This is a genomic window from Vreelandella venusta, from assembly GCF_044809155.1.
GTDB classification, from domain to species: Bacteria; Pseudomonadota; Gammaproteobacteria; order Pseudomonadales; family Halomonadaceae; genus Vreelandella; species Vreelandella venusta_B.
This window is the reverse complement of sequence record NZ_CP085241.1, coordinates 620,537-647,221: the sequence shown is the minus strand read 5'-3', so window position 1 is coordinate 647,221 and position 26,685 is coordinate 620,537. Positions and strand designations below refer to the sequence as shown.

The following is a 26,685-nucleotide window of genomic DNA, read 5'->3' as shown; positions in this document are numbered from 1 at the left end:
CTTTATTACGGCGCATTAGCGCGAAAGGATCTAGACAATGGCAACTGGCACAGTTAAATGGTTTAACGACACTAAAGGTTTTGGTTTCATCGCTCCTTCTGACGGCGGCGACGACCTTTTTGCTCATTTCTCTGAAATTCAGTCTGACGGTTTCAAAACCCTTCAAGAAGGCGCTAACGTTTCTTTTGACGTTACCCAGGGTAAGAAAGGCCTTCAGGCTTCTAACATCAAGCAAATCTCCTAAGCCCTAAGCTTTAGAGTTTGCTCAGACCCTCCAAGGTCTGGATAACAAGGCCCGCTAATGCGGGCCTTGTTGCGTTTAAGCCCGCCTTGTTTTGTGCCCTCTTTTTGTGCCCACCATAGAGGCACGCGCGTCATACCCGCGTATAAACCACTAAGCGCACATCAACCGTTAGCGTTATGTTATCTAGCGCTGCCGCACGCGCACGTCCTTCAGCACTCGCTCGATACAAATGTGGTGTCATCGCCAGCAAATCAGCTACTTTCTCTGCCCCCTCAAGCACTAACGAATAACAATGCGATAGGGTTTGTCGGTGGGCAAAGCCTTCAGGCACGCTTGGCTCCGTAGCACGCTCTGGTTTTAACGTGGGGTAGATCAACTCCCGCAGTTCACGCAAATGGTTTGGCCCTGCTTCAACCTGAAGTAGCAGTCCACCCGGTTTTAATACACGAGCAAACTCCCCTGCGACCGGAAAACCAAACATGCAAAGAACGCAGTCCAGCACTGCCGACTGCACAGGTAGGTGGGCATTGCTGCCGACCACCCAACTGGCTTGATGCATATCTTGCTTGGCAGCAGCCAAAACTGCCCATTTGGAAATATCTAAGCCCATTAATGATAAAGGCGATGAACCGGCCACGGCGCCTGCCAATTTGCGCAGGTAGTACCCTTCGCCGCACCCTGCATCCAGACAGCTATAAGGGGCATGAGGCGACCCCGAAACCACGCGATGCTCTTCCACAACGCGGTTCACAGCCGCTGCGATCGCATCATAATAACCGCCATTGAGAAACCGCTGACGAGCGGCCACCATGGCCTTACTGTCGCCGGGGTCATGGGAGCGCTTGTGCTGAACGGGCAACAGGTTGACGTACCCCTGCTTGGCGATGTCGAAACTATGTCCGACTGCACAGCGCCACGTGCTGCCTAGCGGCTCTAATGGCTCGCCATCTAGCGGGCAAGCCAACGCTTGAAAAGGGGTGCTACTCATAACGATGCAAGCTCATAACATGTACACTCATGAAAAAGTGGGTATATAACTTTAGAAGCGAAGTAAAATCAGCGGCTTATTGCTAATTTTTTATCGTGTGTTTGGCACGGGCAATATCTTTAAACAGCGTGGACTGCCACTGGCGTACCGCTAGCACCGAGGTAGTGCCAAAGCGCTGATGAATGGGCAGCCCGCTCTCTCGTTCGCATAACGCATGAAACTCGTTCGCTAGGCGCTGCATGATTTGCTGCCACTCGGCGTTACCTGCCTGGGAGAGTAATCCATTAAGCACCAGTAACTTTTCACTGTCGCTATCGAAACGGGAGTGAAAAAACTCAGTCGCGATATGCTGCTGGAAAAAGCACTGAATAGGCCCGCCAGGCCGCCAACGAAAATTTGATGCCACGCGCCGCCGAATACGGTTACCGGGTAATAAATCAATTAATTTTAGCCGTTCCAGCGCCAGCAACTGCCGAATGCACTGCGCTTCACTCAGTTGGTACTGATGATGAATTTCATCAAAACTGTACCCATTGATCACACACACTGCGACTAAGAAAAGCTCACGGTCGTCCACAATACTCTGCTCTTGCGCCTGGGTTAGCTCCTGCAAACGGTGCTCTTCTGCCTGCATGGCCTGCACCAGCTCGCAAAACTCTAGGTCAAGTCGGTCGCAAATACGCTCAAGGCGCTCTAAGGTAAGATGCTGCTCGGCGAACAGCCGCTTTACCGAGGCCTCGCTTAGCTCAAGCCATCTCGCCACATCGGCATAGGTTTTACCCTGAGCGCGCAGCTGGCGTTTTAAGGTATCGATTAATGCATTCGTCTGAGACACGTAACCTCCAGACCCTAAAGTAGCGTATAACGATACCGGAAAGCCCATATAACACAACTTTATCTAACCAAGTTGCAGTGATACCCATATGTAACGAAAGTGCCCTCACTTCAGGTTTATAAGGCGACACACCATGCAACCATTGTTGCGCATTGCAGGCGCTTGGCCCTACTTGATTGCCATTTTTCTAAACGCTTTCGTGGATTTAGGGCATAAAATCGTTATTCAAAATACCGTGTTCAAAAGTTATGACGGCACAGCGCAGGTGGTACTGACGGCGCTGGTGAACGGGCTTATCCTACTGCCGTTTATTTTGCTGTTTAGCCCGGCAGGCCACGTGGCGGATCGCTATCCAAAGGTGCGCATTTTGCGGCTTTCAGCCTGGGCCGCGGTTGCTGTTGCACTGGGCATCACCACCGCTTATTACCAAGGCTGGTTTTGGCTGGCATTTGCCATGACGCTACTGCTAGCGATTCAGTCGGCCTTTTACTCTCCGGCTAAATACGGCTTGGTAAGAGGGCTATTTGGCAAGCCGCGCTTGGCGGAAGCCAATGGGTTGATCCAAGCCGTCACCATTGGCGCTATTCTGGCAGGCACCGTGGCGTTTACTGCCCTTTTTGAGAGCAGAGTCTCGCCTGATGCCGAAACGCCAAGTCAGTTGCTGCGCCAAATTGCCCCCTTAGGCTGGCTGCTCGTGCTGAATAGCATCCTCCAAGTCGCGACGCTTTACCGTCTTCCGCTGGATTACACTACCGGCCCAGAGACTCCGCTAACCTGGCAGCGCTACATCAAAGGCGCCGCTTTGAAAGACAACCTGCGAATCATCGCACGCCAACCCGTCATCAAACTGTCTATTATTGGCCTTGCGACCTTCTGGTCCGTGGGGCAAGTGCTGCTAGCCGCCTTTCCCGCTTACGCGAAAGACGCCCTTCGCATCGATAACACCTTGGTGCTACAAGGTATTCTTGCAGCCAGCGGCATAGGGATCGCGCTGGGGTCTTTGCTGGCCAGCAAGCTTTCTCGCAACCGAATTGAAACGGGGCTAATCCCTGTAGGAGCAATCGGGGTCGCGGTGGGGCTGTGGTGTCTGCCGCTCTTCACTACATCCATCGGACAAACCGTGAACTTCGTCTTTATTGGGATGATGGGCGGGCTGTTTATGATACCGCTCAATGCGCTGATACAGTTTCACGCTGCCGATAATGAGCTAGGTACCGTGCTAGCAGCCAATAACTGGATTCAGAACATCGCCATGCTGGGCTTTTTGGTGCTCACTGCGCTGTTCGCATTAGCCGGTGTAGACAGTCTTTACCTACTATTGCTAATTGCCAGCGTCGCGATGCTAGGTGGCGGTTACACCGTCATAAAGTTGCCGCAAAGCTTGGTGCGCTTTCTGCTCAGCTTCTTGATGACGCGCCGCTACCGGGTCGATGTTCACGGGCTAGAAAACTTGCCAGCCCAAGGCGGCGTGCTGTTATTGGGCAACCATATCAGCTGGGTGGATTGGGCCATGGTACAAATCGCCAGCCCGCGCCCAGTACGCTTTGTGATGCTAAAGTCTGTCTATCAGCGCTGGTACCTTCGCGGTTTTCTCAAGGCGCTCGGCTGCATTCCTATCGAACGTGGCAGCGCCGCTGAACATGCCCTGGCCACCGTCGCCGAGCAGTTAAACGCCGGTGAAGTGGTGTGTCTGTTTCCTGAGGGGGCCATTAGCCGTACTGGCCAGCTAGGCGAGTTCCGCCGTGGCTATGAACGGGCCTGCAAAATGGCCAATCCGGACGTCAAAATCGTGCCGTTCTACCTGCGTGGTCTGTGGGGCAGCCAGTTTTCACGCTCTTCCAGCAAGCTTAAAGCGTTGCGTAACCCCCCGCTGCACCGGTCGGTTGTGGTCGCGTTTGGTAAGCCGCTTGCGAAAGACACCCCTGCCGATGTCCTCAAGCGACGCATTTTTGAACAAGCCACCCACTCTTGGCAGCATGCCATCAACGAACTACCTACGCTACCCGAAGCTTGGATACGCAGCGTGAAGCGTCATCCAAGCGCGCGAGCACTGACCGACCCCAGCCGCTCATACAATGCCGACCAAGCGCTTACCACCAGCCTGCTATTAGCAAAACGTATTCGTCAACTTGCCTCTGGGCAAAACATCGGGCTGCTGCTGCCAAGCAGTAGCGCTGGCGTGCTCGCCAATATGGCGACACTCCTAGCCGGGAAAACGCTGGTAAACCTTAACTACACCGCAAGCCAAGCAGCGCTTGAATCCGCGCTTGCTCAAGCGGAGATCGGCACGCTGCTGACCTCGCGCCACTTTATTGAAAAATGCCGGCAGCAAGGGCTAAACATCAGCCGGCTGTTCACCGACATTCAGGTGGTCTACTTGGAAGACCTGCACTCATCGATGAACCGCACTGAACGCCTCTGCACCTGGCTGAGCGTTCGTTTACTGCCGGCGGGGGTACTGAAACGCCTGTTCATCGGCAACCAAGACCCCAACCGTACCGCCGCCCTAGTGTTCATAAACCACAGTGGCGACCGGCCAACAGGCGTAATGCTCAGCCACCGCAACCTGATGGCCAATATCAAACAAACCTCTGATGTGCTCAACACCCAGAGTAACGATGTGGTAATGGGGTCGCTGCCGCTCTTCCATGCCTTTGGGCTAACGGTGACCCAACTGCTGCCACTTATCGAAGGGCTGCCGCTGGTTTGCCACGCGGACCCCGACGATGCGCCTGGCATTGCCAGCGCTATCGCCAAGCACAACGCGACGATCATGTTCGGCACATCACGTTTTCTAGACCTGTTAAACCGCAGTCAGGAAGTGCCTCCACGTATGCTGGAAAGCTTAAGAGCGGTGGTTATCGGCGCAGAATCATTGGATGAACGTGTATGCCACGACTTTACCCGCACGTTCCATGCCCCTATCTATATAGGCTATGGCGCCACAGAAACCGCGCCCGTTGCCACGGTCAACCTGCCTGATGCCACAGGGGCCCATTACCAGCCTATTCAAAAGGGCAACAAATCAGGCACCGTCGGCATGCCACTACCCGGCACTAGCATCAAAATCGTTGACCCAGAACGCTTTGAAGAGCTGCCTACCGGCCAGGCCGGTATAATCCTGATCAGCGGCCCTCAAGTCATGCAGGGGTATCTTAACGACCCAGCCCGCACGGCTGCTGCCATTAAAAAGCTCGACGGCAGCCGCTGGTATGTTACGGGCGACAAAGGATTTATCGATGAAGATGGCTTCTTAACGCTGAGCACATAGCCTGCTCAGTCAACCAAGCAGCGGTGCTGGCCGCTGCCTCTTCAAAAGGGCTGATTAACGATATTCGCTACTATTTATTCACGACTGCTGTTCACCACTATCAGAGGGCTGCTCATCGGCACTGTTCGCTTCCTGCGAACGCTTGCCTTGTCCTTCTCCGCGTGCAATATCCTCATGGCTGATAACCATGATTTCTCTGGGCCACCACTCTGGATGGTTATCGCGGATAAAGGCTAGCAGTTTCTCGCGTAAGTTCATCTCGGCCGTCCAGCCCGCCATGGGGTCAGATGTCATTAAATAGCAGGTGATGGTTTGGGCTGTCCCCGTTTGTGCCGTCACGTAACAGAGCAGCTTATGGTGTTCAACAACGTTCTCCTCCTCTTTGGCAAATTCGAGGAATTTATCTCTTAACAGCCCTATATCGGCGCTTAGGTGAAGCGTTAGCACCAGGGATCGGTACAATTTTGTGCTCTTCACCGACAAATTATCGAAAGGCTTAGAGGTAAAGTAGGTGACGGGAACAATCAAACGTCGTTCGTCCCATGATCTCAGTCGAATATAGGTATAAAAGATGCCTTCCACATAACACCACTCACCCTCAAAGATCACTAGGTCGCCAATACGGATAGGTTTGGCAAGCGATAACTGAAACGAGGAGAGAATATTGCCAAGAACCGTTTGCCCCGCCACACCCACTAATACGGCCAATACGCTGGCAGACGCCAGAATAGACAAGCCAAGGGTTTCGAAAAGCTGGATTTGGCCTAGGATGTAGATAGATACGCCGGTTACAGTGATCAGAATAATGGCGCGGCGCAATGCATATAGCGAGGTTAGCAGCCGTCGCTGATCTTTAGGCTTCGTGTCATCAATTTCCCCCACCAAGCGTCGCGTTAAACGCAGCATAATCGTATCGACAAAACGCAGCGCAATAGTACCTGCCCCCCAGGCCATAATAGAGATTAACAGCACGCGGAACGTTGTCGTCGCAATTGCGGAGAACGATACGACGTAGTCCAGCAGCATCTGCGTTACCAGCGACATCACAATCATCGCCATGGGCACGCCAATTTGATCGGCAAAAATAGTAGACACGCCAGAAGGTAGAATGCGAGCCACAAGCCCAACAGCGTAGTAAGTAATCACTCCCACCATGCCGATGACGATTAAAAAAATCGGGATCGCTAACCACTCCCAGATTTTTAACATGCCAAACTTTGCCTTTAGACGCTCGGGAACATAGCGTTCCAACATCGAAGGCCCATACTCTTCGTAGAGAGTCGGAATAAACGTCACGCTCTCTGGCATGACTAACCACACTGGATCTTCTTCACCCACGCGGTAACGGCCCAGCCGAACATCGTAGGCCTGGTCGTCTGCGGTTAGGGCTGCCAGTTCAATGTTGCGCTGCGGCTCACCTGCCTGCGGGTTCTGCCCGGAAGGGTCTTCAATCACCGCGTCTTGACGGCCGGACATATTAGATGCGTCCAGCCACTCACCGCGCTTTAATACCTCAGCCAACTGCTTAGCGAGTTCGGCGCCCTGAGCCTGCTGTTCGCTTGGGTCAATATCGTTGAGGTTAAGCAAATGCGCGGCTGCGGCGTAATTCTCGCTTTCGGTGAACGCTAAAAAGCTGCGAACCATTTCCCGTGGCGACATCCGCCCCACATCCTCAGGCACATCGCCTAGCCCTGTGTTAAGCGCATCAATAGCGAACCATCGTTCATTCTCGCTCTCATCTCCTTGAGATTGCGCCGCGCAAAGGCTAGAAAAAGTAAACGTGACGATCAGTACTATCCATACGGGCCATGAGCCATTTACTTTCATACATGCCTTTTTATTTAAGGTGAGCCAAGTTTACATTTGTCCAGTAACGCCCCCCCCACAAGCCTGTCTTTAATAGCGGGCCTTCCATGGCGGCGGTTAGACCAAGTACAGCCCACCATCGTTGATCAGGCAAGGCGCACGGCGACGTCGCCGCCCGTGACACATTTGTGAATGTTGCGCGATACACTCTATACCTAACTCTCTAACTCTATTTCCCAGCGAACCTTCCGTGATATTGCGCAGCGAAGATGGTCGTTGAATCTCTCCCTCCATTTGGTGACACTCCCTCACAGGCTAGAGCCAGGAAGCTATGACACGACACGTACTGATTATTGAGGACAACCCAGGCATCAGAGAACTCGTCCGGATGCACGTGGCCGAGCTGGGCATGACCCCCCTGCTCTGTGAGCGGGGGGATACTGGGCTGGCACGCTTTCGTGAAGGCGGGATCGACTTAGTGATTCTCGACCTGATGCTACCCGGCTTGGATGGGCTTTCCGTATGTCGCGAGATCCGCACCGGCCCAGGCTACGTGCCGGTACTGATGCTGACGGCAAAAAGCACCGAGCTTGACCGGGTGCTGGGCCTAGAAATAGGGGCCGATGACTACCTCACCAAACCCTTCAGCGTGGCAGAACTCTCGGCAAGGATAAAAGCCTTGTTTCGGCGCGTGGATGCCATGTCGTCTGTTGCGGTTACAGAAACCCGCAGTGATGAGCTGACCGCCGATGGCCTGCGGATCGATCCCGCACGCCGACGAGTGTTTATCAAGGAGCAGCCAGTCGAGCTCACCGCACGCGAGTTTGATCTACTTTGGCACTTTGCCAGCCATCCGGGGCGGGTATTCAGCCGTGCTCAGCTACTAGATACCGTGTGGGGCTACAGCCACGAAGGCTACGAACATACCGTCAATACCCACATCAACCGCCTGCGGGGAAAAATCGAAAACGACCCCGCACGGCCGGAATTTATTCAAACCGTCTGGGGAGTGGGCTACCGTTTCCGTGAGTAAATTATGCTGAAAACACTCTATACCCGGCTCTCTCTCGGGCTGTTTTTACTGCTGCTGGCCGTTGGGCTGCTGTATACCTTTATCAGCCTCTATTCGCTGCGCGGGTACAGCGCTTCGGTCAGCCAGGCGTTGCATCAGGATTTGGCGCAAACCTTAGTGTCCGACAGAAATTTAGTCAGCGACGGCGGCCTTAATCCAGGCGCCCTGGAAGAGCTTTTCTCCCTGTATATGGCCATCAACCCCAGCATTGAAATCTACCTATTGGATTTAGATGGCACTATTCTCTCCTACTCGGCCAACCCCGCGCAGATCAAACGTAACCACGTGTCGCTAACCCCAATACATCAACTGCTAGCGGACAGGAGCCTTTACCCGCTACTTGGCGATGACCCCCGCAGCCACGACCGACAGAAGGTCTTTTCCGTTACCCCAGTACCGTCGGCGGACAATCCACAAGGGTACCTTTACGTGGTATTGCGTGGAGAACAGTACGATGCGGCGGAAACCATGGCCCGTGGCGGCAAAGTGCTTGAGATGAGCGCCTGGGCGCTACTGGTGAGCCTCGCCGTCGCGATGATAGGCGGGTTGGCGATCTTCCACCTGCTAACCCGCCGCCTGAGATCGCTTGCGCGGCTAGTGGCGGAATTTGAAAACAGCGATATGCGCCAACCTCTCCATCTCCCTTCAGAGGCTAACGAAGCGCATTTCAGCCATACCCGATGGCGCAACAAGCGGCCAGTGGTGCGTGACGAGATCGACTACCTGGGTGCCTCCTTCGACGATATGGCCCGGCGGATTGCCTCTCAAATTGAACAGCTCAAAGAGAAAGACGCCCAGCGCCGCCAGTTGATCGCCCAGGTGTCTCATGACCTGCGTACGCCGCTAGCCTCCATGCAAGGCTATATCGAAAGCCTAAAATTACGGCGTGACCGCTTAAGCCCCGAAGAGCAAGACCACTTTCTCGCTATCGCTCTCAAAGAGGGCCGCCGTTTAAGCCGCCTAGTGGATGAGCTTTTTGAGCTTGCCGCGCTTGAAGCAAGAGAGAAACAGCCGGTACCAGAACCCTTCCCACTGGCAGAACTCGTCCATGATGTGGTCCAGAAACATCGCCCAGCCGCCCATGAGAGCCAGTTAACGCTCACGCTCAGTGGCGACCCGGAACTGCCTATCGCCTATGCCGATTTAGCCATGACGGAACGCGTGCTAGATAACCTGATCAGCAATGCCATTGCTTACAGCCCTGCGGGTAGCGGTATTAACGTAGTAGTGGGCCAAACTGGGGGCGAACCTGAGGTATGCGTAAAGGACAGCGGCCCGGGCATTGCAGAGCAAGACCTTGCGCATATTTTCGAGCCTTTTTATCGCGGCGACACCTCAGGCGGCGCTGGTCACGCAGGCTTGGGGCTTGCGATTGCTCGCCGAATTATGATGCTTCAGGGCGGTGATATCCGCGTGGAAAACCTGGCCACCGGCGGCGCCTGCTTCTGCATACGTTTGCCGGTGAAAGGTGCTAAATCGCCCAGCGTTATAAATACGTAATAACCTTGAGAGTTATCTGTGATAACTCTGATGCAAACTGATTTTATATTCATCCCAACCGTTTTCCCTTGTGGAGGCATCCCGTGCTTATCAAGATTGCCAAACCCAGTGACCTACGCGAATCCGATGTAACGCCGGAATCTATTTACCTCTCCAGGCGGCGTTTTATGGGCGGCATGGTGGGGCTAGGCGCGGGCCTCGCCCTCTCCGGCAACGTACACGCCAATGCCGATTACTCAGAGGTGCCTGAAGGCGATGGACCTGCATGGCTAAAGGAAAAAATCAGCGACACCCAGTGGCGCGCCATTACCCCGAGCAACCCCGACAAAGACAAAATTGCCCCCTTCGATGATGCCAGTGGCTACAACAATTTTTACGAGTTCGGCACCGGCAAAACCGACCCCGCCCGACATGCTGGCAGCCTGGAAACCCAGCCCTGGAGCGTAGTGGTGGATGGCGAAGTGAATAATGGCGGGCGCTTTACCCTAGAAGACTTTGCCAAACCCTCTCAGTTTGAAGAACGTATTTACCGCCTGCGCTGTGTCGAGGCGTGGTCGATGGTAATTCCCTGGCTGGGCATTCCGCTTGCTGACGTTATCAAACGCGCCGACCCCACCAGTAAAGCCAAGTACGTCCGCTTTGAAACCCTGGTCGACCCTGAACAGATGCCTGGGCAGCGCTCTTCGTTTTCACTTATCGACTGGCCTTACGTGGAAGGCCTGCGCTTAGACGAAGCCATGAACCCGTTAACGCTGCTGGCCATGGGTATGTACGGACGCGAATTGCCCAACCAAAACGGCGCTCCTTTACGGCTCGTTGTACCCTGGAAGTACGGCTTTAAAAGCATCAAATCAATTGTGCGAATCTCGCTGGTGGAAGAACAGCCGGTCAACTCCTGGCAACTCATTGCGCCCAATGAATACGGCTTCTACGCCAACGTGAACCCAGAAGTTGACCACCCCCGCTGGAGCCAAGCCACCGAGCGTCGGCTGCCCAACAGCCTGTTTAACCCCAATACCATTGATACCCTGATGTTTAACGGCTACGCCGATGAAGTCGCTGACATGTATGCGGGGCTGGATTTGAGGGCAAACTACTAATGGCCACGCCCAAAAAATGGCTAGTGTGGCGTGTCGGTGTCTTTCTGGCGGCGCTCTCGCCGCTGCTGTTCTGGAGCTGGCAGGTGGCTAATAACGCTGCTGGCCCCGAGCCGGGTAACTATTTACTGCTGAATATCGGCATCGGCGCGCTGTGGATGCTACTACTCACGTTAAGCCTTACCCCGCTCACCAAACTTACCCGCTGGAAAGGCTTTGCACTCATCCGGCGCCAGCTTGGCCTGTGGACACTCGCCTACGCTACCCTGCATATGCTCTGCTATGTGCTGTTTATCCTAGGCCTTAACTGGGCGCTGCTGGGTAGCGAGCTGGTAAAGCGCCCCTACATTATTGTGGGCATGCTGGCGCTGCTTGGCCTTGCCGTTCTGGGCGCCACGTCCAACCGCTGGTCGATGAGGCGCCTCGGCAAACGCTGGAAGCCGCTGCACAAATTTTCCTACCCCATTTTGGGCTTGGTGCTACTGCACTTCTTTTGGGTAGTTCGCGCAGATATGCAAGAGTGGGCGATGTATGCTGCTATTGCGGCGCTCATCATGGCCACCCGCCTGCCCCCCGTTGCCCGTACGCTGCCTAAACTACGCTATCGGCTCAGCCGTGGTTAACGCTTAGGGAGCAGCAACGCCGCATAGAGACATTGATTTCAGCTTGTGTAATGCACTGCCTCACTATAATTTACTTCTATCAACGGCTCTGTATTGCTGCGTTTTATATCGCTTAACGCTTGAACAAAACTGACAAAGGTGTCGTCTATGCCCCCCGCCGCCCCCTCACACGCTCCATTACTGCACCACCATGGCCATGGCGCTTGCTGCTGTGGCTCACCGCTGCTTCAGCGCTTCCATGAACGCATAATGGCCGAGATCACCCGTCGCCAATTACTTGGTGGTGCTGCTGCGGTGATGGCACTTTTTGCGGGCCTACATGCTCCCATGTCGGTCGCTAACCAACCCAAGCGACAAGATGGCCCGCTACTGCTGACCAACCTTGCCCTGTTTGATGGCAACGGCACCGCGCTGCGCGACGGCGTGACCGTGCGCATCGAAGAGGGCCGCATCCACGCCATTTTGCCCCAGGACGCCCCCGCAGAAGGCGCCGAAGTGATTGATTGCGGCGGCCGCGTACTCATGCCGGGGTTGATCGACGCCCACTGGCACACCACCTTAGCGGCGATTAGCCAGGTCGCCGCCATGACTTCCGACGTGGGCTACGTGCATTTGGTGGCCGCTCAGGAAGCAGAGCGCACGCTGATGCGCGGCATTACGTCGGTGCGCGATGTGGGCGGGCCTTCGTTTGCGCTAAAGCGCGCTATCGATGAAGGCATTGTGGCCGGGCCGCGTATTTTTCCTGCTGGCGCCATGATCTCCCAAACCTCTGGCCATGGCGATTTCCGCATGCGCCATGAAGTGCCTCGGGGTAGCACGACGCCCTTGAGCGAACAGGAGCGCCAAGGGGTAGCCGCCATCGCCGACGGCGAAGCCGAAGTGCTTCGGCGCACCCGTGAGCAGCTGATGCTAGGGGCATCGCAAATTAAGTTAATGGCGGGCGGCGGGGTCGCTTCCACCTACGACCCACTAGACAGCACCCAATTCACCGAGCGCGAACTACGCGCAGCGGTTGACGCAGCGGAAGACTGGGGCACCTACGTTATGGTGCATGTGTATACCCCTCGAGGCATTCAGCGAGCGCTTAGGGCTGGCGTTAAATCGATAGAGCACGGCCAACTGGCCGATGAAGAAACCGCCCGAATGATGGCAGGCGAAGGCGCGTGGTGGAGCCTTCAACCCTTCCTTCAGGATGAAGATGCCAACGTTTACCCCGATGCCGCTCGTCGCGAGGCCCAGCGCCAAGTGGCAGAGGGCACCGTGCGGGCTTATGAACTTGCCCAGCGTTTCGATATTAAAACCGCCTGGGGCACCGACATTCTGTTTAGCCCGCAAAATACGCCCAATCAACTGCGCCAGCTAGCCAAGCTCACCCGCTTTTACGACCCCTTAACGGTGCTGGCCATGGCCACAGGGCGCAACGGCGAACTGCTCGCGCTTTCTGGCCCGCGGAACCCCTACCCCGGCACGCTGGGCAAAATTGAAACAGGCGCGCTTGCCGACCTGCTCCTAGTCGATGGCGACCCCACCCAAAATCTTGATTTTCTACATGATCCAGAACGTAACCTACGCCTGATTATGAAAGGTGGGCGCATCTACAAAGACACCCGATAAGGATAATCATGATGCCTACATCACGTTCACTGGTTGCCGCCATTGGCCTGATCGCTGCAGGCGTTGCCACTCACTCTCCTGCGCAGGAAAACAGCTGGCGTTATCAGCTAACTCCCTATGTATGGATGACCGGATTATCCGGTGACGTGCGCCCACTGGCCAATGCCCCCACTGTCAGTACCTCGCGCTCGTTTAGCAACGTAATGGATGACCTGGAAGGCGCGTTTTTTATGGCGGGAAGCGCGCGAAAAGATCGCTGGGTGCTGTTTGGAGATATTACCTGGGCCTCTCTTAGCCATGAGAGCATGCTGCTGCCAGGCGTTGCGGTAGAAGGCAACCTACGCCAACGCTCGCTCACCGCTGCCGCCGGTTATCAAGTGGTCAGCACGCCGACCCAGCACCTAGACCTTTTAGCAGGCGCACGCGCTTGGCGGATCGAAGCCAGCGTAGACGCGCCCGCCTTAGGGGTGAGCGCCAGCACAACGGAGCGCTGGATAGACCCACTGCTTGCCGCTCGCCTGCGCTCCACCTGGTCGCCTAAGTGGTCAACGCTGGTGCATATTGATGCCGGCGGTTTCGGCGTGGGTTCTGATAACACCTGGCAGGCGCTAGCCACCGCCAATTACCAGATAAACGACGCTTTTCACCTCTCAGCAGGCTTTCGGCACTTAGCCGTAGACCGCGACGAAAACGGCACTCGTGTCGATGTCTCAATGAGCGGCCCACTACTCGGGGTTACTTGGATGTTTTAGCCAGCCATGACGTTATATCCACGCTTTTGCAGCTAAAACCCCAACAACCGCTTACGAACAGGCCGAATAGCGACCAGCACCAGGATAGCTAAGGCCAACCACTCGACAGAGGCCGGTAGCAACTCCTGCACTTGGCTGGCCTGTTGAACCGGGTCCCATCCCGTCATCGCCAGCCCCTTATCAAACACCCAGCCGATCAACACCGTCACCAGCAGAATACTGACGAGATAAACCGCCAAGGCCTGGTTTCCAAACTCACGCCGCAAAATGGCCAGAGTAGCTAGGCTCGTTACCGGGCCAGCCAGCAGAAAGACTAACGCCATTCCCGGTGAAATGCCCGCCATCAGCAAACCCGCAGCCACCGGCGTGGCTACCGTCGCACAGATATACAAGGGAATGCCGATCACCGCCATAAGAAGCAGCGCCAGCAGCCCACCCGAAAAACCTACCAGGGTTTCTGGCGGCACAAAGGTCACCAGCACCCCCGCCAGCAATAAACCGGCAAACATCCAACGGCTGATGTCATCCAGTAAATCACTGAAGGCATACTTCAACCCTGCAATTACCCCCGTCGCCTCAGCAGCAGCGCCTGTTTCATCGCTGACCTCTTTAGACGCACAGCCTTTAGATGCGCAGCAGCTGCTAGCGGGGGTGCTTTTGGGCAGCGCAGCCTGGCCGGTAAAGCCCACCAGAATGCCCGTGACGATTGCGGTTACCAAGGCGCCCAGCACCCGCGCCAGCGCCATTAAGGGGCCTAACAGCACACTGGTGATGAGCATTGAGTCCACGCCAACGCCGGGGGTACTAATCAAGAAAGACGTGGTTGGCCCACGGCCCGCGCCACCCCGGTGCAAGGCCAGCGCAGTGGGAATCGCCCCACAGGAACAGAGCGGCAACGGCATGCCAATCACCGCTCCCCGGGTAATGCTGCCCAGCCCACGCCCCCCCATCCAGCGCTGTAGTAAGTGTTCCGGCATCCATGCCTTAATCAGCCCTGCGATCACCAACCCCAACAGCAGCCAGGGCGCAGCGGTTAAGGCAATACTCAACAGCTCATTGATCAGCGTCATCGTCGGTTACCTGCTTGTTAACTCACAAAGTAACAGCTAGCCTAAACCCTGTAACCGTTACAGGGTCAAGCTGATGAAACGCCACTATCGTATTGGTGAAGTTGCCAGCCGCACCGGATGCTCGCCGGAAAGTATTCGCCATTATGAAAAGCTCGGATTACTCACACCACCACAGCGGGGTGAGCAAGGCTATCGCTCCTATGATCAAGCGGCACTGGAACGCATTGGCTTTATTCGCCACGGCCGCAGCCTGGGGCTAGACCTGCACAGCATTCAGGAACTGTTAGCGCTTTCCGACAACCCCGACACCGACTGCACCGCCGCCGATGACATCGCCAGCCGCCATCTAGAACATTTGGAAGAACGCATCGCTGCCTTACAAGCACTGGCAGGCGAACTGCGCCAAGTGGTTCACCAATGCCGGGGCGGCAAGGCGGCTAACTGCCAGATCATTCAAACGCTGTATGACCACCAACCCGCGTGTACTGAACGGGGCTGCGGAGACGTGAAGGCGTTATAACCCTTGCCACGCCGACGTTCAGCCAACCGCCGGTAACGGTGATGTCAGCTCTTAAAAAGGAACGCCGCATGATCGAGACACGGGAAGAACTCGACGCTATTAAAGCGTCATGCTATGCGATGGTGACCAAAAGCGCAGGGATCTCGGCGGGCGCCGCCGTTGTTCCTATTCCTGGGCTGGATATCGGCTCAGACGTCGCCATCTTAATGCGCCTAATTCCTAACATTAATGCCCAGTTTGGCTTAACCCCCGAACAAATCGAAAGCCTGGATACCGAAACCAAACTCTTTGTGATGACCACCATTTCCAATACCGGCAGCAAGTTAGCCGGCAAGTACATCACCCAGAAATTAATCGTCACGCTGCTGCAAAAGATGGGCGTTAAGGTCGCCGCCAAGGGAGTCTCTAAGTTTGTGCCCTTCATTGGCAGCGCCGTTGCAGGCGGTATCAGCTTTACCGCCATGAAATACATGGGCAATAGCCATATCGACGATTGCTACAAGATTGCCCTCGCCACGCTGGAAAATAAGCCGCTAACACCCAGTACGAAAGCGCAGAGCGACCCCGCAGCCAACGACCCCAACAATATCGATTAAACCCATCGCTGCAGGCAGCGTGTGTTGGCAGTGTTATGCTTTAGCCGCTTTTGATCGTGTTGATAGTCCGCCAGGAGAAAGGAATGCCCGCTTACATTGTACTAACCCGTGAACACACCCACGACAGCGAAGAAATGCAGCGCTACAGCGAGAAAGCGAAAGCCGCCCGTGAAGGCCACGATCCACAGCCGCTTGCCTTTTATGGCGATTTTGAAGTGCTGGAAGGCAGCGCCATGGAAGGGGCAGTGATTCTACGCTTCCCCGACATGGCCGCCGCCCGCGCTTGGTACGAAAGCCCCGCCTACCAGGAAGCCCGCAAGCATCGCTTTCTAGGTGCTGATTACCGCGTGTTTATGGTGGAGGGCCTCGAAGAGGCTTAATGCACTTTTAGGTGACCGGCTCGTCACACCCAGTTAGCGCTGGTGGATGGGAACACCGCCAAAACGTTTGAGAACTGCAGAGACTTATTCGGCTCACTTATTGAGCCGAATAGCCGCTCTATTCGGCTCAACCAGGTGGTTAATCTCACCTTAGGCGTTGGGCAGCATAATCTGCCCGGTTAAATAAGGCGCTACACGGCCTTTAATCATTACCCGCTCATCTTCTACCACACAGCTAAGTGCGCCTTTACGTGCACCGCCTTGGCGGGCAGTAAGCGCTTGCTTACCCAAACGCGCCGCCCAGTACGGGGCAAGCGACGTATGCGCCGAGCCAGTCACCGGGTCTTCCTCCACGCCCACCTTGGGGCCAAACCAACGGGACACAAAGTCCACATCATCGCCTTTCGCGGTAACCGCCACACCCCGCCCCGGCAGCTGTTTAAGCCGCTGCATATCCGGTGCAAGGCGCTCAATCACGCGCACATCTTCAACGACCACCACAATGTCATCTGAGATTAAGAGTGCCTCAATCTCGATACCGCCGAGGGCTGCGGCGACCTCCGCGTGCATGTCTAGCGGTGCGAGCGTTTTCGCGGGGAAATCCATCGCCAGTTCATCGCCCTCACGCTGCACTAATAGCGGCCCGCTACGCGTTTCAAACTGCAGCGTTTCAGCACTATCGCCCAGCACATTAAAAATGACCCACGCCGCCGCCAGCGTGGCATGGCCACACAGATCCACCTCCACCGAAGGCGTAAACCAGCGCAGGTGGTAGCCCGCTTCAGTCGGCACAAAAAACGCCGTTTCGGAAAGGTTGTTCTCCGCGGCAATGGCCTGCAGCAGCGTATCATCCAACCACGCATCCAGCGGGCACACCGCCGCTGGGTTGCCTTCAAAGGGCTTTGAGGCAAAGGCATCTACTTGGTAGAGGTCGATTTTCATGGGGCTCAACTTGGCAAATAAGCGTTTAAAGGTAGCAGTATATCAATACTTAGGAGACTGATTGGGCTTGCCCAAACACCACGGCATAGCGTGTGCTGCGCCCGCCGCCGGGCAGCTTGGAAAGGCAGCCTTTCTCCAGCAGCTCTGCCAGATCCCGCGTGACCCTGCGCTTAGCTTACGGAAAATTCTACTTTTGAACACTCTGGTTTTTCGGGGGGATTATCACATCTAAAGCATTAGCTGCAGTTCGCAAAGATTTTCGCACCCTGCTAACAAGCCTGAAAAAGGCCGATAGAAATTTTAGCGGCTAAAATTTAGGTCGTAGCCCAAGGAGGCTGAAGCCCCAAATCACTGTAAACACCTTCCAGTGGCTCAAGATCAAGAGGCCATTTTCGATGCAATGAAGCACGAAACCTTTTTGCAAGGAAGTATATTAAAAGAACAAACGGATGCCTAAACTCTACCGAACCGGTTTGTCTCTCTTTAATCTTTTCACTTACATAGGAATAATTTGGATCTTCAAGGAAAGCTAAAAATTCATCCGTTGAAGTTTTTTGCAATAAATCACTAATTGAGTTAAGTAGATGGTCCGCACTCTTACTATCATCAATGAGCTGGATGTCACCAAGACGTTTTTTTGCTTCGGTGTTGATGACATTCTTCCATGCATTTATATCGGCCGTCGCATTTTCTAATAATTTTTTTGCATTACACAATAAATCATCAGTAGTTTCCATCAGAGCCATACTTTTTGCGAATGTTCTGTGGACCTCTGGTGAAGCCGCTATATTGCCTTTATAGATAGTATCATGAGCAAGCTCCGCATAAGCATGTTGAAGCAAAGTCCTTAATTGCACTTCGCAGGGGGTGCCTTCATTTATTTGAATGCCTTTATACTCAATATCCCTAGCAGCGTAAACAATATAGTGAACAGACTGATAATCAAACAATCTCGGATCATCACCCTTCCACTCATCAAATTCTTTATCCTTTGAATAAGTCCAACCTGTAGCTTCTTCAACTATATTACACAACAGCTCAAGTTGAGATGTTAGCAGTACAACAAATCGAATACCTGCTTTATCAGTTATTTCCTTGTAAGGGTCTTTATACTTGTTACGCTTCCTGATAAATGCCTTCGTAACCAGCGAGTCTACCTGTTTTACTCTTTGAGATGGTGGTATTTTCACCCATTCCAAGTACGCACTTTTTGTTCCCGCATGAGACAAAATACTGGAATCAATTTCAGTCAGTACAAAGTCGGCCCACGCTTTATACATGGGCAACTCAGTTTCATACAACTCGATGAAATCGTCGCGCTCCATTATTCTTGCTCAGTCAGCTTACCCTGTATTCTCAGGGTAGTATGTTCATCAGTAACGTCAAGAACCTGAACCATTTCTTCAAAAGTATCTGCTGGAGCTGTCAACTTAACGCTGGAAGAGAAATTCATTTTACGATGTTGCAACTTCCTCTTAATTAAAGAGTTATCTTTAACTATTGCATTTGTTGGAAAATTCTTACTTTCCATATAAGAAGCATAATCATCTCTTAATTCCTCTTCCATGAATTGGTCAGCAAAACCACTAGTCTGTATTGTGTTGCTCTGATCAGTTTTCAGGTATGTATGTAGAGCTTGTTGAAGATCGACCTTACTTTCTGTCGACAGATCAGAATCATTAATGAAATTTTTTGTATATTCAAAAAAGTCCCGAGTTCTCTGCTCTGAGTTTTCAGGAATTCTTAAACCCAAGAAACCAGAATAAAAATACCTTGCAGCCTTCCTATCATCTTTTGCCTGGATATTACTATCAAAAACATAGGCTTCAAAGTCGTCAGCATTTCTAATTTCATTGCCAACACTTTCCCTGCTTATTTCAACAAATGCGCCAACCTTGTAGAGTTTCGCTTGAGGGGTAAGTATTAAGTTGTCCAAGTAATCCATGACAACCTTATCACCCTCTTCTTTTCCCACAAACCCTGCTTGCTGCTCCGCTTTAATGATGAACAAGCATCTCTTATTCGCAGCTCCAGCAGTTCCATCAATAATTACTAAAGTTCCACCAGGCCAGCTCTTGCTTGTATGGGCGGTGGTATGCAATTCAGCAATTTCTACTGAATTTTTTATAAAACTAGCATCGTCATCAGTTAAGAGTCGGGTAGCACAATGAAAACAGCTAGCAGCGCCATCCTGAGCTATGTCCATTTGCAAGCTGTGGGAACCATTACCGAGTACACTGCTGATACGCTGTTGTAGCTTATCTAAACCAGTAACAGCTAACTGCGTTAATACACGACTAGGAAACGGATCAACACGCCCTTCATCGTTAGGCTTATAGACATTGTGTAAAATTATTCTGTGGAAATTAAGGTTGTCAAATGTAAAAGTCATTAAAAATCGCCACTCCCTGCAGTATTTTTTATTTAAAACCACCGGCGTTAAGAGACCCAATCATCTATAATGTCCGCCCAGTCTTGCAGCATTGATACACACTGCTCTCTATATTCTGCCTTGTTATAAACAGCCCTAACACCTTTTTGTTCATGAGCTAAGCATTTCTCAATCCAGTCGGTATTATAGCCAGCTTCATAGAGCAAGGTACTTGCTGTACGCCTCAGATCGTGGGGCCCAATCTTGGCAAGGGACTGCCCTTCTTTCTGAGCTAGCTTGTAAGTCATCGTCATCACCCGGTTCAGCGTGACACGGCTCATGGGGACGTCAGAATCGTAGCGTGACGGCAGAACATAATCCGATCCACCGGAGAACGTCTTCAAAGCGATGAGAATATCCATGGCCTGCCTGGATAGAAACACCAGGTGAGGGTTTCTCCGTTTCATCCGCTCCTTGGGGATTGTCCAGAGCGCTTCGCTGAAGTTGATCTCACTCCAGATAGCGTTCGTCAGCTCGCTTTTTCGCACCATCATCAGCAACAGCAGTTTGACCGCTGCTCGGATCTATGGTGATGTGCCAATACGCCCCATGTACTGGTACATGATCCTGATTTCTTCGGGCGTCAAGGTTCGATCTCTTGGCTCAAATCTGGCAATGCTTGCTGGCCTCACCAGGTCTGCCGGGTTCTCAACCTTCTGGCCTCGCTAAGTCGCCCAGCGGTATACCTGGATTACAATCTCACGCGCACGAACCGCCGTAGCAGGCGCACCGCGCTCTACGATGGCGTCGGTTAGTGCTCGCAAGTCCTCGTGGGTGATTTCAGTCAGCTTCTGATTGCCGAATTTCGTTTCCAGCTCTCTCGTAGAAACCGAGCGGCGCATATCACGTGTAGAATCGGCCATCTGGTAGCCACGTAACCACTTTTCCGCCCAGGCACCAAAGATTTCAGCCCCTTTAACACGCGCCTTGTCTCGGGGCTTCTCCTTCGCTGGGTACTTTCCATCGGCGACCATCCGCTTGGCTTCACCAAGTCGCTCATGGGCTTCTGCCAGAGTGATACCCCCAACGCCATAGCGGCCAAAGGTGATTGTCTCTTGCCTGCCATTGATCGAGTAGTTGTAACGGAATGAGATAGAACCGGCAGGAGTGACAGCCACATAGAGGCCATCCCGGTCATTCACCTTGTAGAGTTTATCCCTCGGCTTGAGGTTGCGCAGCTTGGTGTCGGTCAGCATGAGTCTTATCATTCTTTGATTCCAATACCATACTGGAAGATCATCCGAAAACCAGGCCATAAAACAAATAAAAACATATAGTTAAATAACTTCGATACCATAAACACACAGGATCAAGCAGCATGGTATCGGCTATCACTCATGGCATCATGTCTCGATAATACCACCTTGGATACCATGCTCAAGCGGTGCTTCCCGCTGCCATCAATTGCCAAATACTGCCAGACGAAAAAAAAAGCCCATGTAAACATGGGCTTAATTGTCATTTAATGCCAGTTAGTACCAGATAGTGCCTAACGTGTAATCACTCCCACTCAATAGTAGCAGGCGGCTTACTACTCACGTCATAAGTCACCCGCGAAACCCCTTCCAACTCATTGATAATACGGTTGGACACCTTTTCCAGCAGCTCGTAGGGCAGGTGCGCCCAGCGGGCGGTCATGAAGTCGATGGTTTCTACTGCGCGTAGCGCGATGACCCATTCGTAGCGGCGGCCGTCGCCGACGACGCCTACGGATTTCACCGGTAGGAACACGGCGAAGGCTTGGCTGGTTTTTTCGTACCAGCCGGAGGCGCGTAGTTCTTCAATGTAGATGGCGTCGGCATCACGCAGGATGTCGGCGTAGTCTTTTTTCACTTCACCCAGAATGCGCACGCCCAGGCCGGGGCCAGGGAACGGGTGGCGGTAGACCATATCGTAGGGCAGGCCAAGCTCTAGGCCGAGTTTGCGCACTTCGTCTTTAAACAGTTCGCGCAGCGGCTCGACTAGCTTGAGCTTCATGGTTTCCGGCAGGCCACCCACGTTGTGGTGGGATTTGATCACGTGCGCTTTGCCGGTTTTAGAAGCGGCGGATTCGATCACGTCCGGGTAGATGGTGCCCTGGGCCAGGAAGTCGACGCCGTCGATTTTGCTGGCTTCTTCATCGAATACGTCGATAAAGGTGTTGCCGATGATTTTGCGCTTGGCTTCCGGGTCTTTCTCGCCTTCCAGCTTGCCGAGGAACAGCTCTTCGGCGTCTACACGAATCACCTTCACGCCCATGTGCTTGGCGAAGGTTTCCATCACTTGGTCGCCTTCGTTCTTACGCAGCAGGCCGTTATCGACGAACACGCAGGTTAGCTGGTCGCCAATCGCTTTGTGCAGCAGCGCGGCCACAACAGAAGAGTCGACACCGCCGGAAAGGCCCAGCAGTACGTGGCGGTCGCCCACTTGCTCACGCACGCGCTGTACTTGGTCTTCGATGATTTGTGCAGGCGTCCACAGCTTTTCGGCACCGCAAATATCCAGCACGAAGTGCTCAAGAATGCGCTGGCCTTGCAGGGTGTGGGTTACTTCCGGGTGGAACTGTACGCCGTAAAACTGCTTCTCTTCCCAGGCCATGGCGGCAATGGGGCAGCTCGGGGTAGAGGCCGTCACGGTGAAGGTGTCAGGCACTTGGGCGACTTTATCGCCGTGGCTCATCCACACATCCAACAACGCTTTGCCGGTAGCGGTATCGACGTGGTCTTTAATGTCTTTGAACAGCGCGTTTTCAGCATCGATTTGAATTTGGGCGTAGCCAAACTCGCGCTGGTTGGAGCCTTCCACTTTGCCGCCCAGCTGCTCGGCCATGGTCTGCATGCCATAGCAGATACCCAATACCGGCAGGCCCATTTCAAACACGCACTGCGGGGCGCGGGGGGAATCCAGCTCGGTGACGGATTCCGGGCCACCGGCCAGGATGATGCCGTTAGGGTTGTATTCGCGAATCTCTTCTTCGGTGATATCGAAGGCGCGGATTTCGGAGAATACGCCGATTTCACGTACCCGGCGGGCGATCAGCTGGGTGTACTGTGAGCCGAAGTCGAGAATCAGAATCTTATGGGCGTGAATGTCACTCATGGCAGGGTCTCGGTTAAGCGGTGCGGGTGCCGCTGGTAAGGCCAAAAAGCAAGCGGCGAGCTGCAATGCTCGCCGCGCCATTTAATGAAACGTGCTGGTTAGCTCACCCGGTAGTTGGGAGCTTCTTTGGTGATCTGCACGTTGTGAACGTGGGATTCGTTAAAGCCAGCGCTGGTAATTTGTACGAATTCCGGCTTGGTGCGCATTTCTTGAATATCGCGGCAGCCGGTGTAACCCATGGAAGCGCGCAGCCCGCCCATCAGCTGATGAACGATAGCGGCCATCATGCCTTTATAGGGTACGCGGCCTTCAATGCCTTCCGGCACCAGTTTCTCGGCGCCTTCGCTCTTGTCTTGGAAGTAGCGGTCGGCGCTGCCCTGGTTCTGGGACATGGCGCCCATGGAACCCATGCCGCGGTAGGCTTTGTAGGTACGGCCTTGGTAAAGCTCGACTTCACCCGGCGCTTCTTCGGTACCGGCCAGCAGGCCACCCACCATCACCGCGCTTGCGCCTGCGGCGATGGCTTTGGCTAGGTCACCTGAGAAGCGAATGCCGCCATCGGCGATCAGCGGAATATCAAACTCTTTCAGCGCTTCTGCCACGTTAGAAACCGCGGTGATTTGTGGAACGCCAACGCCCGCCACAATGCGCGTGGTGCAAATGGAGCCGGGGCCGATACCAACTTTAACCGCGTCGGCGCCCGCCTCGGCCAGCGCTTTGGCGGCAGCGGCGGTGGCGATGTTGCCGCCAATCACTTGAATATTGGGGAAGTTCTCTTTGATCCAGCGTACACGGTCAATCACGCCTTTGGAGTGACCGTGGGCGGTATCCACAATAATCACATCCACACCGGCATCGGCTAAGGCAGCAACGCGATCAGGCGTTTCCGGGCCGGTGCCTACGGCCGCGCCTACCAACAGGCGGCCATCGCTATCTTTAGCCGCCATTGGGTAAGTGCGGGCTTTTTCGATATCTTGGAAAGTCACCAAACCGCGCAGGTGAAACTCGTCATCGACGATCAGCATTTTCTCAATGCGGTGTTCGCGCATTTTGGCTTTGCTGGTTTCAAGGTCGGTGCCTTCTTTAACGGTAATCAACCGCTCGCGGGGAGTCATGATGTCCGCAACGCTGTCGCCGTGGTTGGGCTGGAAGCGCATATCGCGCTCGGTCACAATCCCGACCAGGGTTTCGCCTTCAACCACGGGGAAACCAGAGAAGCCGTTCTCACGTGCCATCGCCAGCAGGTCGTCCAGCTTCGCCTTGGGGCTAACGGTCACCGGGTCTTTTACAATCACGCTTTCGTGCTTTTTAACTTTACGCACTTCAGCGGCTTGCTGGCTCATGGCCATGCTCTTATGGATAATGCCGATGCCGCCTTCCTGAGCCATCGCAATTGCTAGACGCGCTTCGGTAACGGTGTCCATTGCAGCGGAAAGCAGCGGGATATTGAGTGAAATATTGCGGGTCAGGCGGGTTTTGAGGCTGACATCCTTGGGCAGAATATCGGAGAAGCCGGGAACGAGGAGTACGTCATCGAACGTAAGTGCTTCTTGGGCCATACGTAGCATAGCGGCAACACCCTGATGGAAGAGGAAGTGGGGCGTGGAAAGTTAATCCCCTATTATAACGTTTGGAGGGGTGTGCCAGCAATGCGATGGGAGCATATACAAAACAAGCAGCCCCCCTAAAGGGGGCTGCTTGTCTGTTTCAACCTAGGCGACGTTAGTCTAGCGCGCGGTCATCGGCCTCGCTGGGAAAGTCGAGATCTTCCAAACGCCCGGTTACCGCTGTGGCAATGTTGGCCAAGTGGGAAGAAACCCGCTTGTAGTGGCGCGCGAGCAGCGAGTACGCCACGGCCTCATGAAACTCAACCGCCTCTTCTTCACCCAACAGCGCTTCGATGAGGTCATCACAGATTCCGCCGATGTCGCGGGCAGCCGTGATGATACGGTGGGCTTGGGCTTCGTTTGAGTCTCGTGTAGCCGCGATGAGCTCTTTAAACAGCCCGGATAAACGCTCGGAGATCTCATCCAAGGGCTTTTGATAACGATCCACATGAAAGCCTTCACTGTAAAAAGCGCCAACTTCAAAGACGTTTTTACAGTAATCGCCAATGCGCTCGGCATCTTTTGCAACGCTCATCAACGCCAAGCAGATAGCCACATCGTGGCCGGGATTAACGGTCAGGTGGCGCAACACCTTACGGCGGATGGAGCGCTCAAGCTCGTTGACCGCCACATCGCGTTGATAAAGCGGCTGGCGCACGTCTTCGGCCGGCACCGTGCTGTAAAGCACCTCGTTAGCACGTGCGAACATCCAGGCACCATGCTCCAGCATTTTGGTCAGATCCGCGTAGGCCTGATCAATGCTGGTTTCCGAGGTAAGCGCACTATAAAGCTGTTTGAACATGATAAACCCCTCGGTTGGCCGCGCTTAGCGCAGGCGCATGAACAATTCGGTTAAAGTAATGCCGACCACCGGCACCACCAGGAATACGCCGATCAGGAACATAAAGGCGTAGCGGATCTGTTTACCAGCCAAGCGGCCATACCAAGTGGCAATGCGCAGCGGAATCACCCGAAGCGGCCACCAAATGAAAGTACCGGTTAAGTTAAAAATAACGTGAAACAGCGCCACCGTCATCGCCGCAGCGATAGGATTAGCAGTCGCCGCCAGTACGCTGGTAATCGTGGTACCCAGGTTGGCGCCCATCATAAAGGGTAGCACTCGACGTAGGCGCACCACGCCCGCTCCCGCCAAGGGCACCATCAGGCTGCTGGTAATAGAACTCGATTGCACCAGCACCGTAGACACCACCCCGACCCCGTAGGCCCGCGCATCAGTACGGAAGAAATAGGTGCGGAAGAGGCCATCCATATGGCGCAGCAGCGCACCACGCAGATTCTTCACCATAAAGACCAGCGCTGCGAACATCAGCAGCAGGCCTAACCCCGCGACGAACAGGCCAGCCGCCGCCACGCTGGGCATCAGGGAGGCCCCCAGCCAATTAGCGACATCAACAATGGGGGCAGTGATTACCTTAATGGGACTACTGGGCTTGGCAACTTCCTCCAAGCCAATCAGCTCCGCTACCCAACCGGCTAGCCGTGTAAAGATGCCGTAACCATTCTCATGGAACATTCCCGTCAGCCACTCCACCGGGAAGATCAGCAGAACCGTGAGAATATTGAATAAGTCGTGCATCAGCGCCGCGGTGAACGAGCGGCGGAAGTTGCGCTTGATCCGCACGTTTGCCAGGGCCACGATGACACCGGTAACGGCGGTGCCGATATTGGCGCCCATGATGGCAAAAACGGCAGTGCCCAGCGTCATCTCGCCGCTAGCTACCAGGGTAACGATCAGCGCCGACGTGAACGACGAACTCTGCACCACCATGGTGACTAAAACGCCAGCCATTAAGGCAATGAAGGGGTTTGCGCCAAGCGCAAAGGCACGGGTTAGCAGGTCGCTATCGCTACCAAACGTGCCCAGACCCGAGCCCAGCACGTTAAGTGCGGCCAAGAACAGGTACAGGCACAGGCCAGCGTAAATACCGCGCAACCACGCGGGCACCTCACGCGGCACCTCGCGAGCTAGAGCAGGACGATCGGTTGAAGGTCCGAGATTCGACATAAGTGGTCTGCCGTGTTGGTGGACAATCTATGTATGACGCTTTGATGACAGTTTTGTGTCGGCGAGCAACGTAACACGGTTATGTGACAATTTGATGACGAAAACAAAACAATCTAGTGAATAATCGAGGAACGACGCTCTATTCCTGTCCCCATCACAACGACCATCAAAACGACCAGCGCAAAGACCATTGCTGATACACGTTGTCGTATTGTCTAATGATCGTCTCCCTT

Annotated in this window: 22 protein-coding genes and 1 pseudogene; 11 read left to right on the top strand and 12 right to left on the bottom strand. The window is 54.1% G+C overall.

What is annotated here, in order from left to right:
* Positions 1 to 37 precede the first annotated feature (37 nt).
* Positions 38 to 244: a cold-shock protein gene (locus LG301_RS03140; protein WP_009095703.1), complete on the top strand. Its 207-nt coding sequence runs from the start codon at positions 38 to 40 to the stop codon at positions 242 to 244.
* Positions 245 to 374: 130 nt separating this feature from the next.
* Here LG301_RS03140 and LG301_RS03135 read toward each other — a convergent pair whose 3' ends face one another.
* Together LG301_RS03135 and LG301_RS03130 are read right to left on the bottom strand one after the other, a co-directional pair.
* Positions 375 to 1,232: a putative RNA methyltransferase gene (locus LG301_RS03135; protein ID WP_404473351.1), complete on the bottom strand. Its 858-nt coding sequence runs from the start codon at positions 1,230 to 1,232 to the stop codon at positions 375 to 377.
* Positions 1,233 to 1,314: 82 nt separating this feature from the next.
* Positions 1,315 to 2,067 carry a helix-turn-helix domain-containing protein gene (locus tag LG301_RS03130; protein WP_404473349.1) on the bottom strand — a complete coding sequence of 251 codons (753 nt, stop codon included), beginning with the start codon at positions 2,065 to 2,067 and terminating at the stop codon, positions 1,315 to 1,317.
* A 133-nt stretch (positions 2,068 to 2,200) separates the two neighbouring features.
* Here LG301_RS03130 and LG301_RS03125 point away from each other — a divergent pair, with 133 nt between their 5' ends.
* Complete coding sequence (locus tag LG301_RS03125) at positions 2,201 to 5,338, top strand: acyl-[ACP]--phospholipid O-acyltransferase (RefSeq protein ID WP_404473347.1); 3,138 nt, start codon at positions 2,201 to 2,203, stop codon at positions 5,336 to 5,338.
* A gap of 78 nt (positions 5,339 to 5,416) precedes the next feature.
* Here LG301_RS03125 and LG301_RS03120 read toward each other — a convergent pair whose 3' ends face one another.
* The gene (locus LG301_RS03120; protein ID WP_404473346.1) at positions 5,417 to 7,165 is read right to left on the bottom strand and encodes a mechanosensitive ion channel family protein; all 1,749 of its coding nucleotides are present in this window, start codon (positions 7,163 to 7,165) and stop codon (positions 5,417 to 5,419) included.
* 310 nt (positions 7,166 to 7,475) lie between these two features.
* Between LG301_RS03120 and LG301_RS03115 the strand changes: the two genes are divergently transcribed.
* The 6 genes from LG301_RS03115 to LG301_RS03090 all read left to right on the top strand — a co-directional run bounded on the left by LG301_RS03115 (position 7,476) and on the right by LG301_RS03090 (position 13,802).
* Entirely contained in the window at positions 7,476 to 8,177 is a 702-nt protein-coding gene (locus LG301_RS03115; protein ID WP_404473344.1) for a response regulator transcription factor, read from the top strand.
* 3 nt (positions 8,178 to 8,180) lie between these two features.
* On the top strand, positions 8,181 to 9,716 hold the full coding sequence (locus tag LG301_RS03110) for a sensor histidine kinase (protein WP_404473342.1): 1,536 nt from the start codon (positions 8,181 to 8,183) through the stop codon (positions 9,714 to 9,716).
* An 83-nt stretch (positions 9,717 to 9,799) separates the two neighbouring features.
* The gene (gene msrP / locus LG301_RS03105) at positions 9,800 to 10,816 is read left to right on the top strand and encodes a protein-methionine-sulfoxide reductase catalytic subunit MsrP (RefSeq protein ID WP_404473340.1); all 1,017 of its coding nucleotides are present in this window, start codon (positions 9,800 to 9,802) and stop codon (positions 10,814 to 10,816) included.
* Complete coding sequence (msrQ, locus tag LG301_RS03100; RefSeq protein WP_404473338.1) at positions 10,816 to 11,436, top strand: protein-methionine-sulfoxide reductase heme-binding subunit MsrQ; 621 nt, start codon at positions 10,816 to 10,818, stop codon at positions 11,434 to 11,436. Before msrP ends, msrQ begins: the two co-directional genes overlap by 1 nt.
* A gap of 147 nt (positions 11,437 to 11,583) precedes the next feature.
* Positions 11,584 to 13,050, top strand: a complete 1,467-nt coding sequence (locus LG301_RS03095; protein WP_404473336.1) for an amidohydrolase family protein — start codon at positions 11,584 to 11,586, stop codon at positions 13,048 to 13,050.
* A gap of 8 nt (positions 13,051 to 13,058) precedes the next feature.
* Positions 13,059 to 13,802, top strand: coding sequence for a hypothetical protein (locus tag LG301_RS03090; RefSeq protein ID WP_404473334.1), 744 nt, complete (start codon positions 13,059 to 13,061; stop codon positions 13,800 to 13,802).
* 32 nt (positions 13,803 to 13,834) lie between these two features.
* Here LG301_RS03090 and LG301_RS03085 read toward each other — a convergent pair whose 3' ends face one another.
* Positions 13,835 to 14,872: an SO_0444 family Cu/Zn efflux transporter gene (locus tag LG301_RS03085; protein ID WP_404473332.1), complete on the bottom strand. Its 1,038-nt coding sequence runs from the start codon at positions 14,870 to 14,872 to the stop codon at positions 13,835 to 13,837.
* A gap of 73 nt (positions 14,873 to 14,945) precedes the next feature.
* On the opposite strand from LG301_RS03085, the gene LG301_RS03080 reads away from it, so the two are divergent.
* The 3 genes from LG301_RS03080 to LG301_RS03070 all read left to right on the top strand — a co-directional run bounded on the left by LG301_RS03080 (position 14,946) and on the right by LG301_RS03070 (position 16,368).
* Positions 14,946 to 15,392: a helix-turn-helix domain-containing protein gene (locus LG301_RS03080; RefSeq protein WP_404473330.1), complete on the top strand. Its 447-nt coding sequence runs from the start codon at positions 14,946 to 14,948 to the stop codon at positions 15,390 to 15,392.
* Positions 15,393 to 15,460: 68 nt separating this feature from the next.
* The gene (locus LG301_RS03075; protein ID WP_404473327.1) at positions 15,461 to 15,988 is read left to right on the top strand and encodes a hypothetical protein; all 528 of its coding nucleotides are present in this window, start codon (positions 15,461 to 15,463) and stop codon (positions 15,986 to 15,988) included.
* An 83-nt stretch (positions 15,989 to 16,071) separates the two neighbouring features.
* Positions 16,072 to 16,368 (top strand): DUF1330 domain-containing protein, encoded by a 297-nt coding sequence (locus LG301_RS03070; protein WP_404473325.1) that lies wholly within the window; start codon positions 16,072 to 16,074, stop codon positions 16,366 to 16,368.
* A 150-nt stretch (positions 16,369 to 16,518) separates the two neighbouring features.
* Here the strand turns inward: LG301_RS03070 and LG301_RS03065 are convergent, their stop codons facing one another.
* The 8 genes and pseudogenes from LG301_RS03065 to LG301_RS03030 form a co-directional block, all read right to left on the bottom strand.
* Positions 16,519 to 17,310: a PhzF family phenazine biosynthesis protein gene (locus tag LG301_RS03065; RefSeq protein WP_404473323.1), complete on the bottom strand. Its 792-nt coding sequence runs from the start codon at positions 17,308 to 17,310 to the stop codon at positions 16,519 to 16,521.
* A 314-nt stretch (positions 17,311 to 17,624) separates the two neighbouring features.
* On the bottom strand, positions 17,625 to 18,635 hold the full coding sequence (locus tag LG301_RS03060) for a GTP pyrophosphokinase family protein (protein WP_404473321.1): 1,011 nt from the start codon (positions 18,633 to 18,635) through the stop codon (positions 17,625 to 17,627).
* Positions 18,635 to 19,702, bottom strand: a complete 1,068-nt coding sequence (locus tag LG301_RS03055; RefSeq protein ID WP_404473319.1) for a nucleoid-associated protein — start codon at positions 19,700 to 19,702, stop codon at positions 18,635 to 18,637. The genes LG301_RS03060 and LG301_RS03055 overlap by 1 nt, the downstream gene beginning before the upstream one ends.
* A 47-nt stretch (positions 19,703 to 19,749) precedes the next feature.
* Positions 19,750 to 20,937, bottom strand: a pseudogene (locus tag LG301_RS03050) (tyrosine-type recombinase/integrase).
* 304 nt (positions 20,938 to 21,241) lie between these two features.
* Positions 21,242 to 22,819, bottom strand: coding sequence for a glutamine-hydrolyzing GMP synthase (gene guaA, locus LG301_RS03045; protein ID WP_404473317.1), 1,578 nt, complete (start codon positions 22,817 to 22,819; stop codon positions 21,242 to 21,244).
* Positions 22,820 to 22,917: 98 nt separating this feature from the next.
* On the bottom strand, positions 22,918 to 24,387 hold the full coding sequence (guaB, locus tag LG301_RS03040; protein WP_404473315.1) for an IMP dehydrogenase: 1,470 nt from the start codon (positions 24,385 to 24,387) through the stop codon (positions 22,918 to 22,920).
* A gap of 154 nt (positions 24,388 to 24,541) precedes the next feature.
* Positions 24,542 to 25,228 carry a PhoU domain-containing protein gene (locus LG301_RS03035; protein ID WP_404473313.1) on the bottom strand — a complete coding sequence of 229 codons (687 nt, stop codon included), beginning with the start codon at positions 25,226 to 25,228 and terminating at the stop codon, positions 24,542 to 24,544.
* A gap of 24 nt (positions 25,229 to 25,252) precedes the next feature.
* A complete protein-coding gene (locus LG301_RS03030) occupies positions 25,253 to 26,452 on the bottom strand; it encodes a Na/Pi symporter (protein WP_404473311.1) in 1,200 nt (399 codons plus the stop codon).
* Positions 26,453 to 26,685 lie beyond the last annotated feature (233 nt).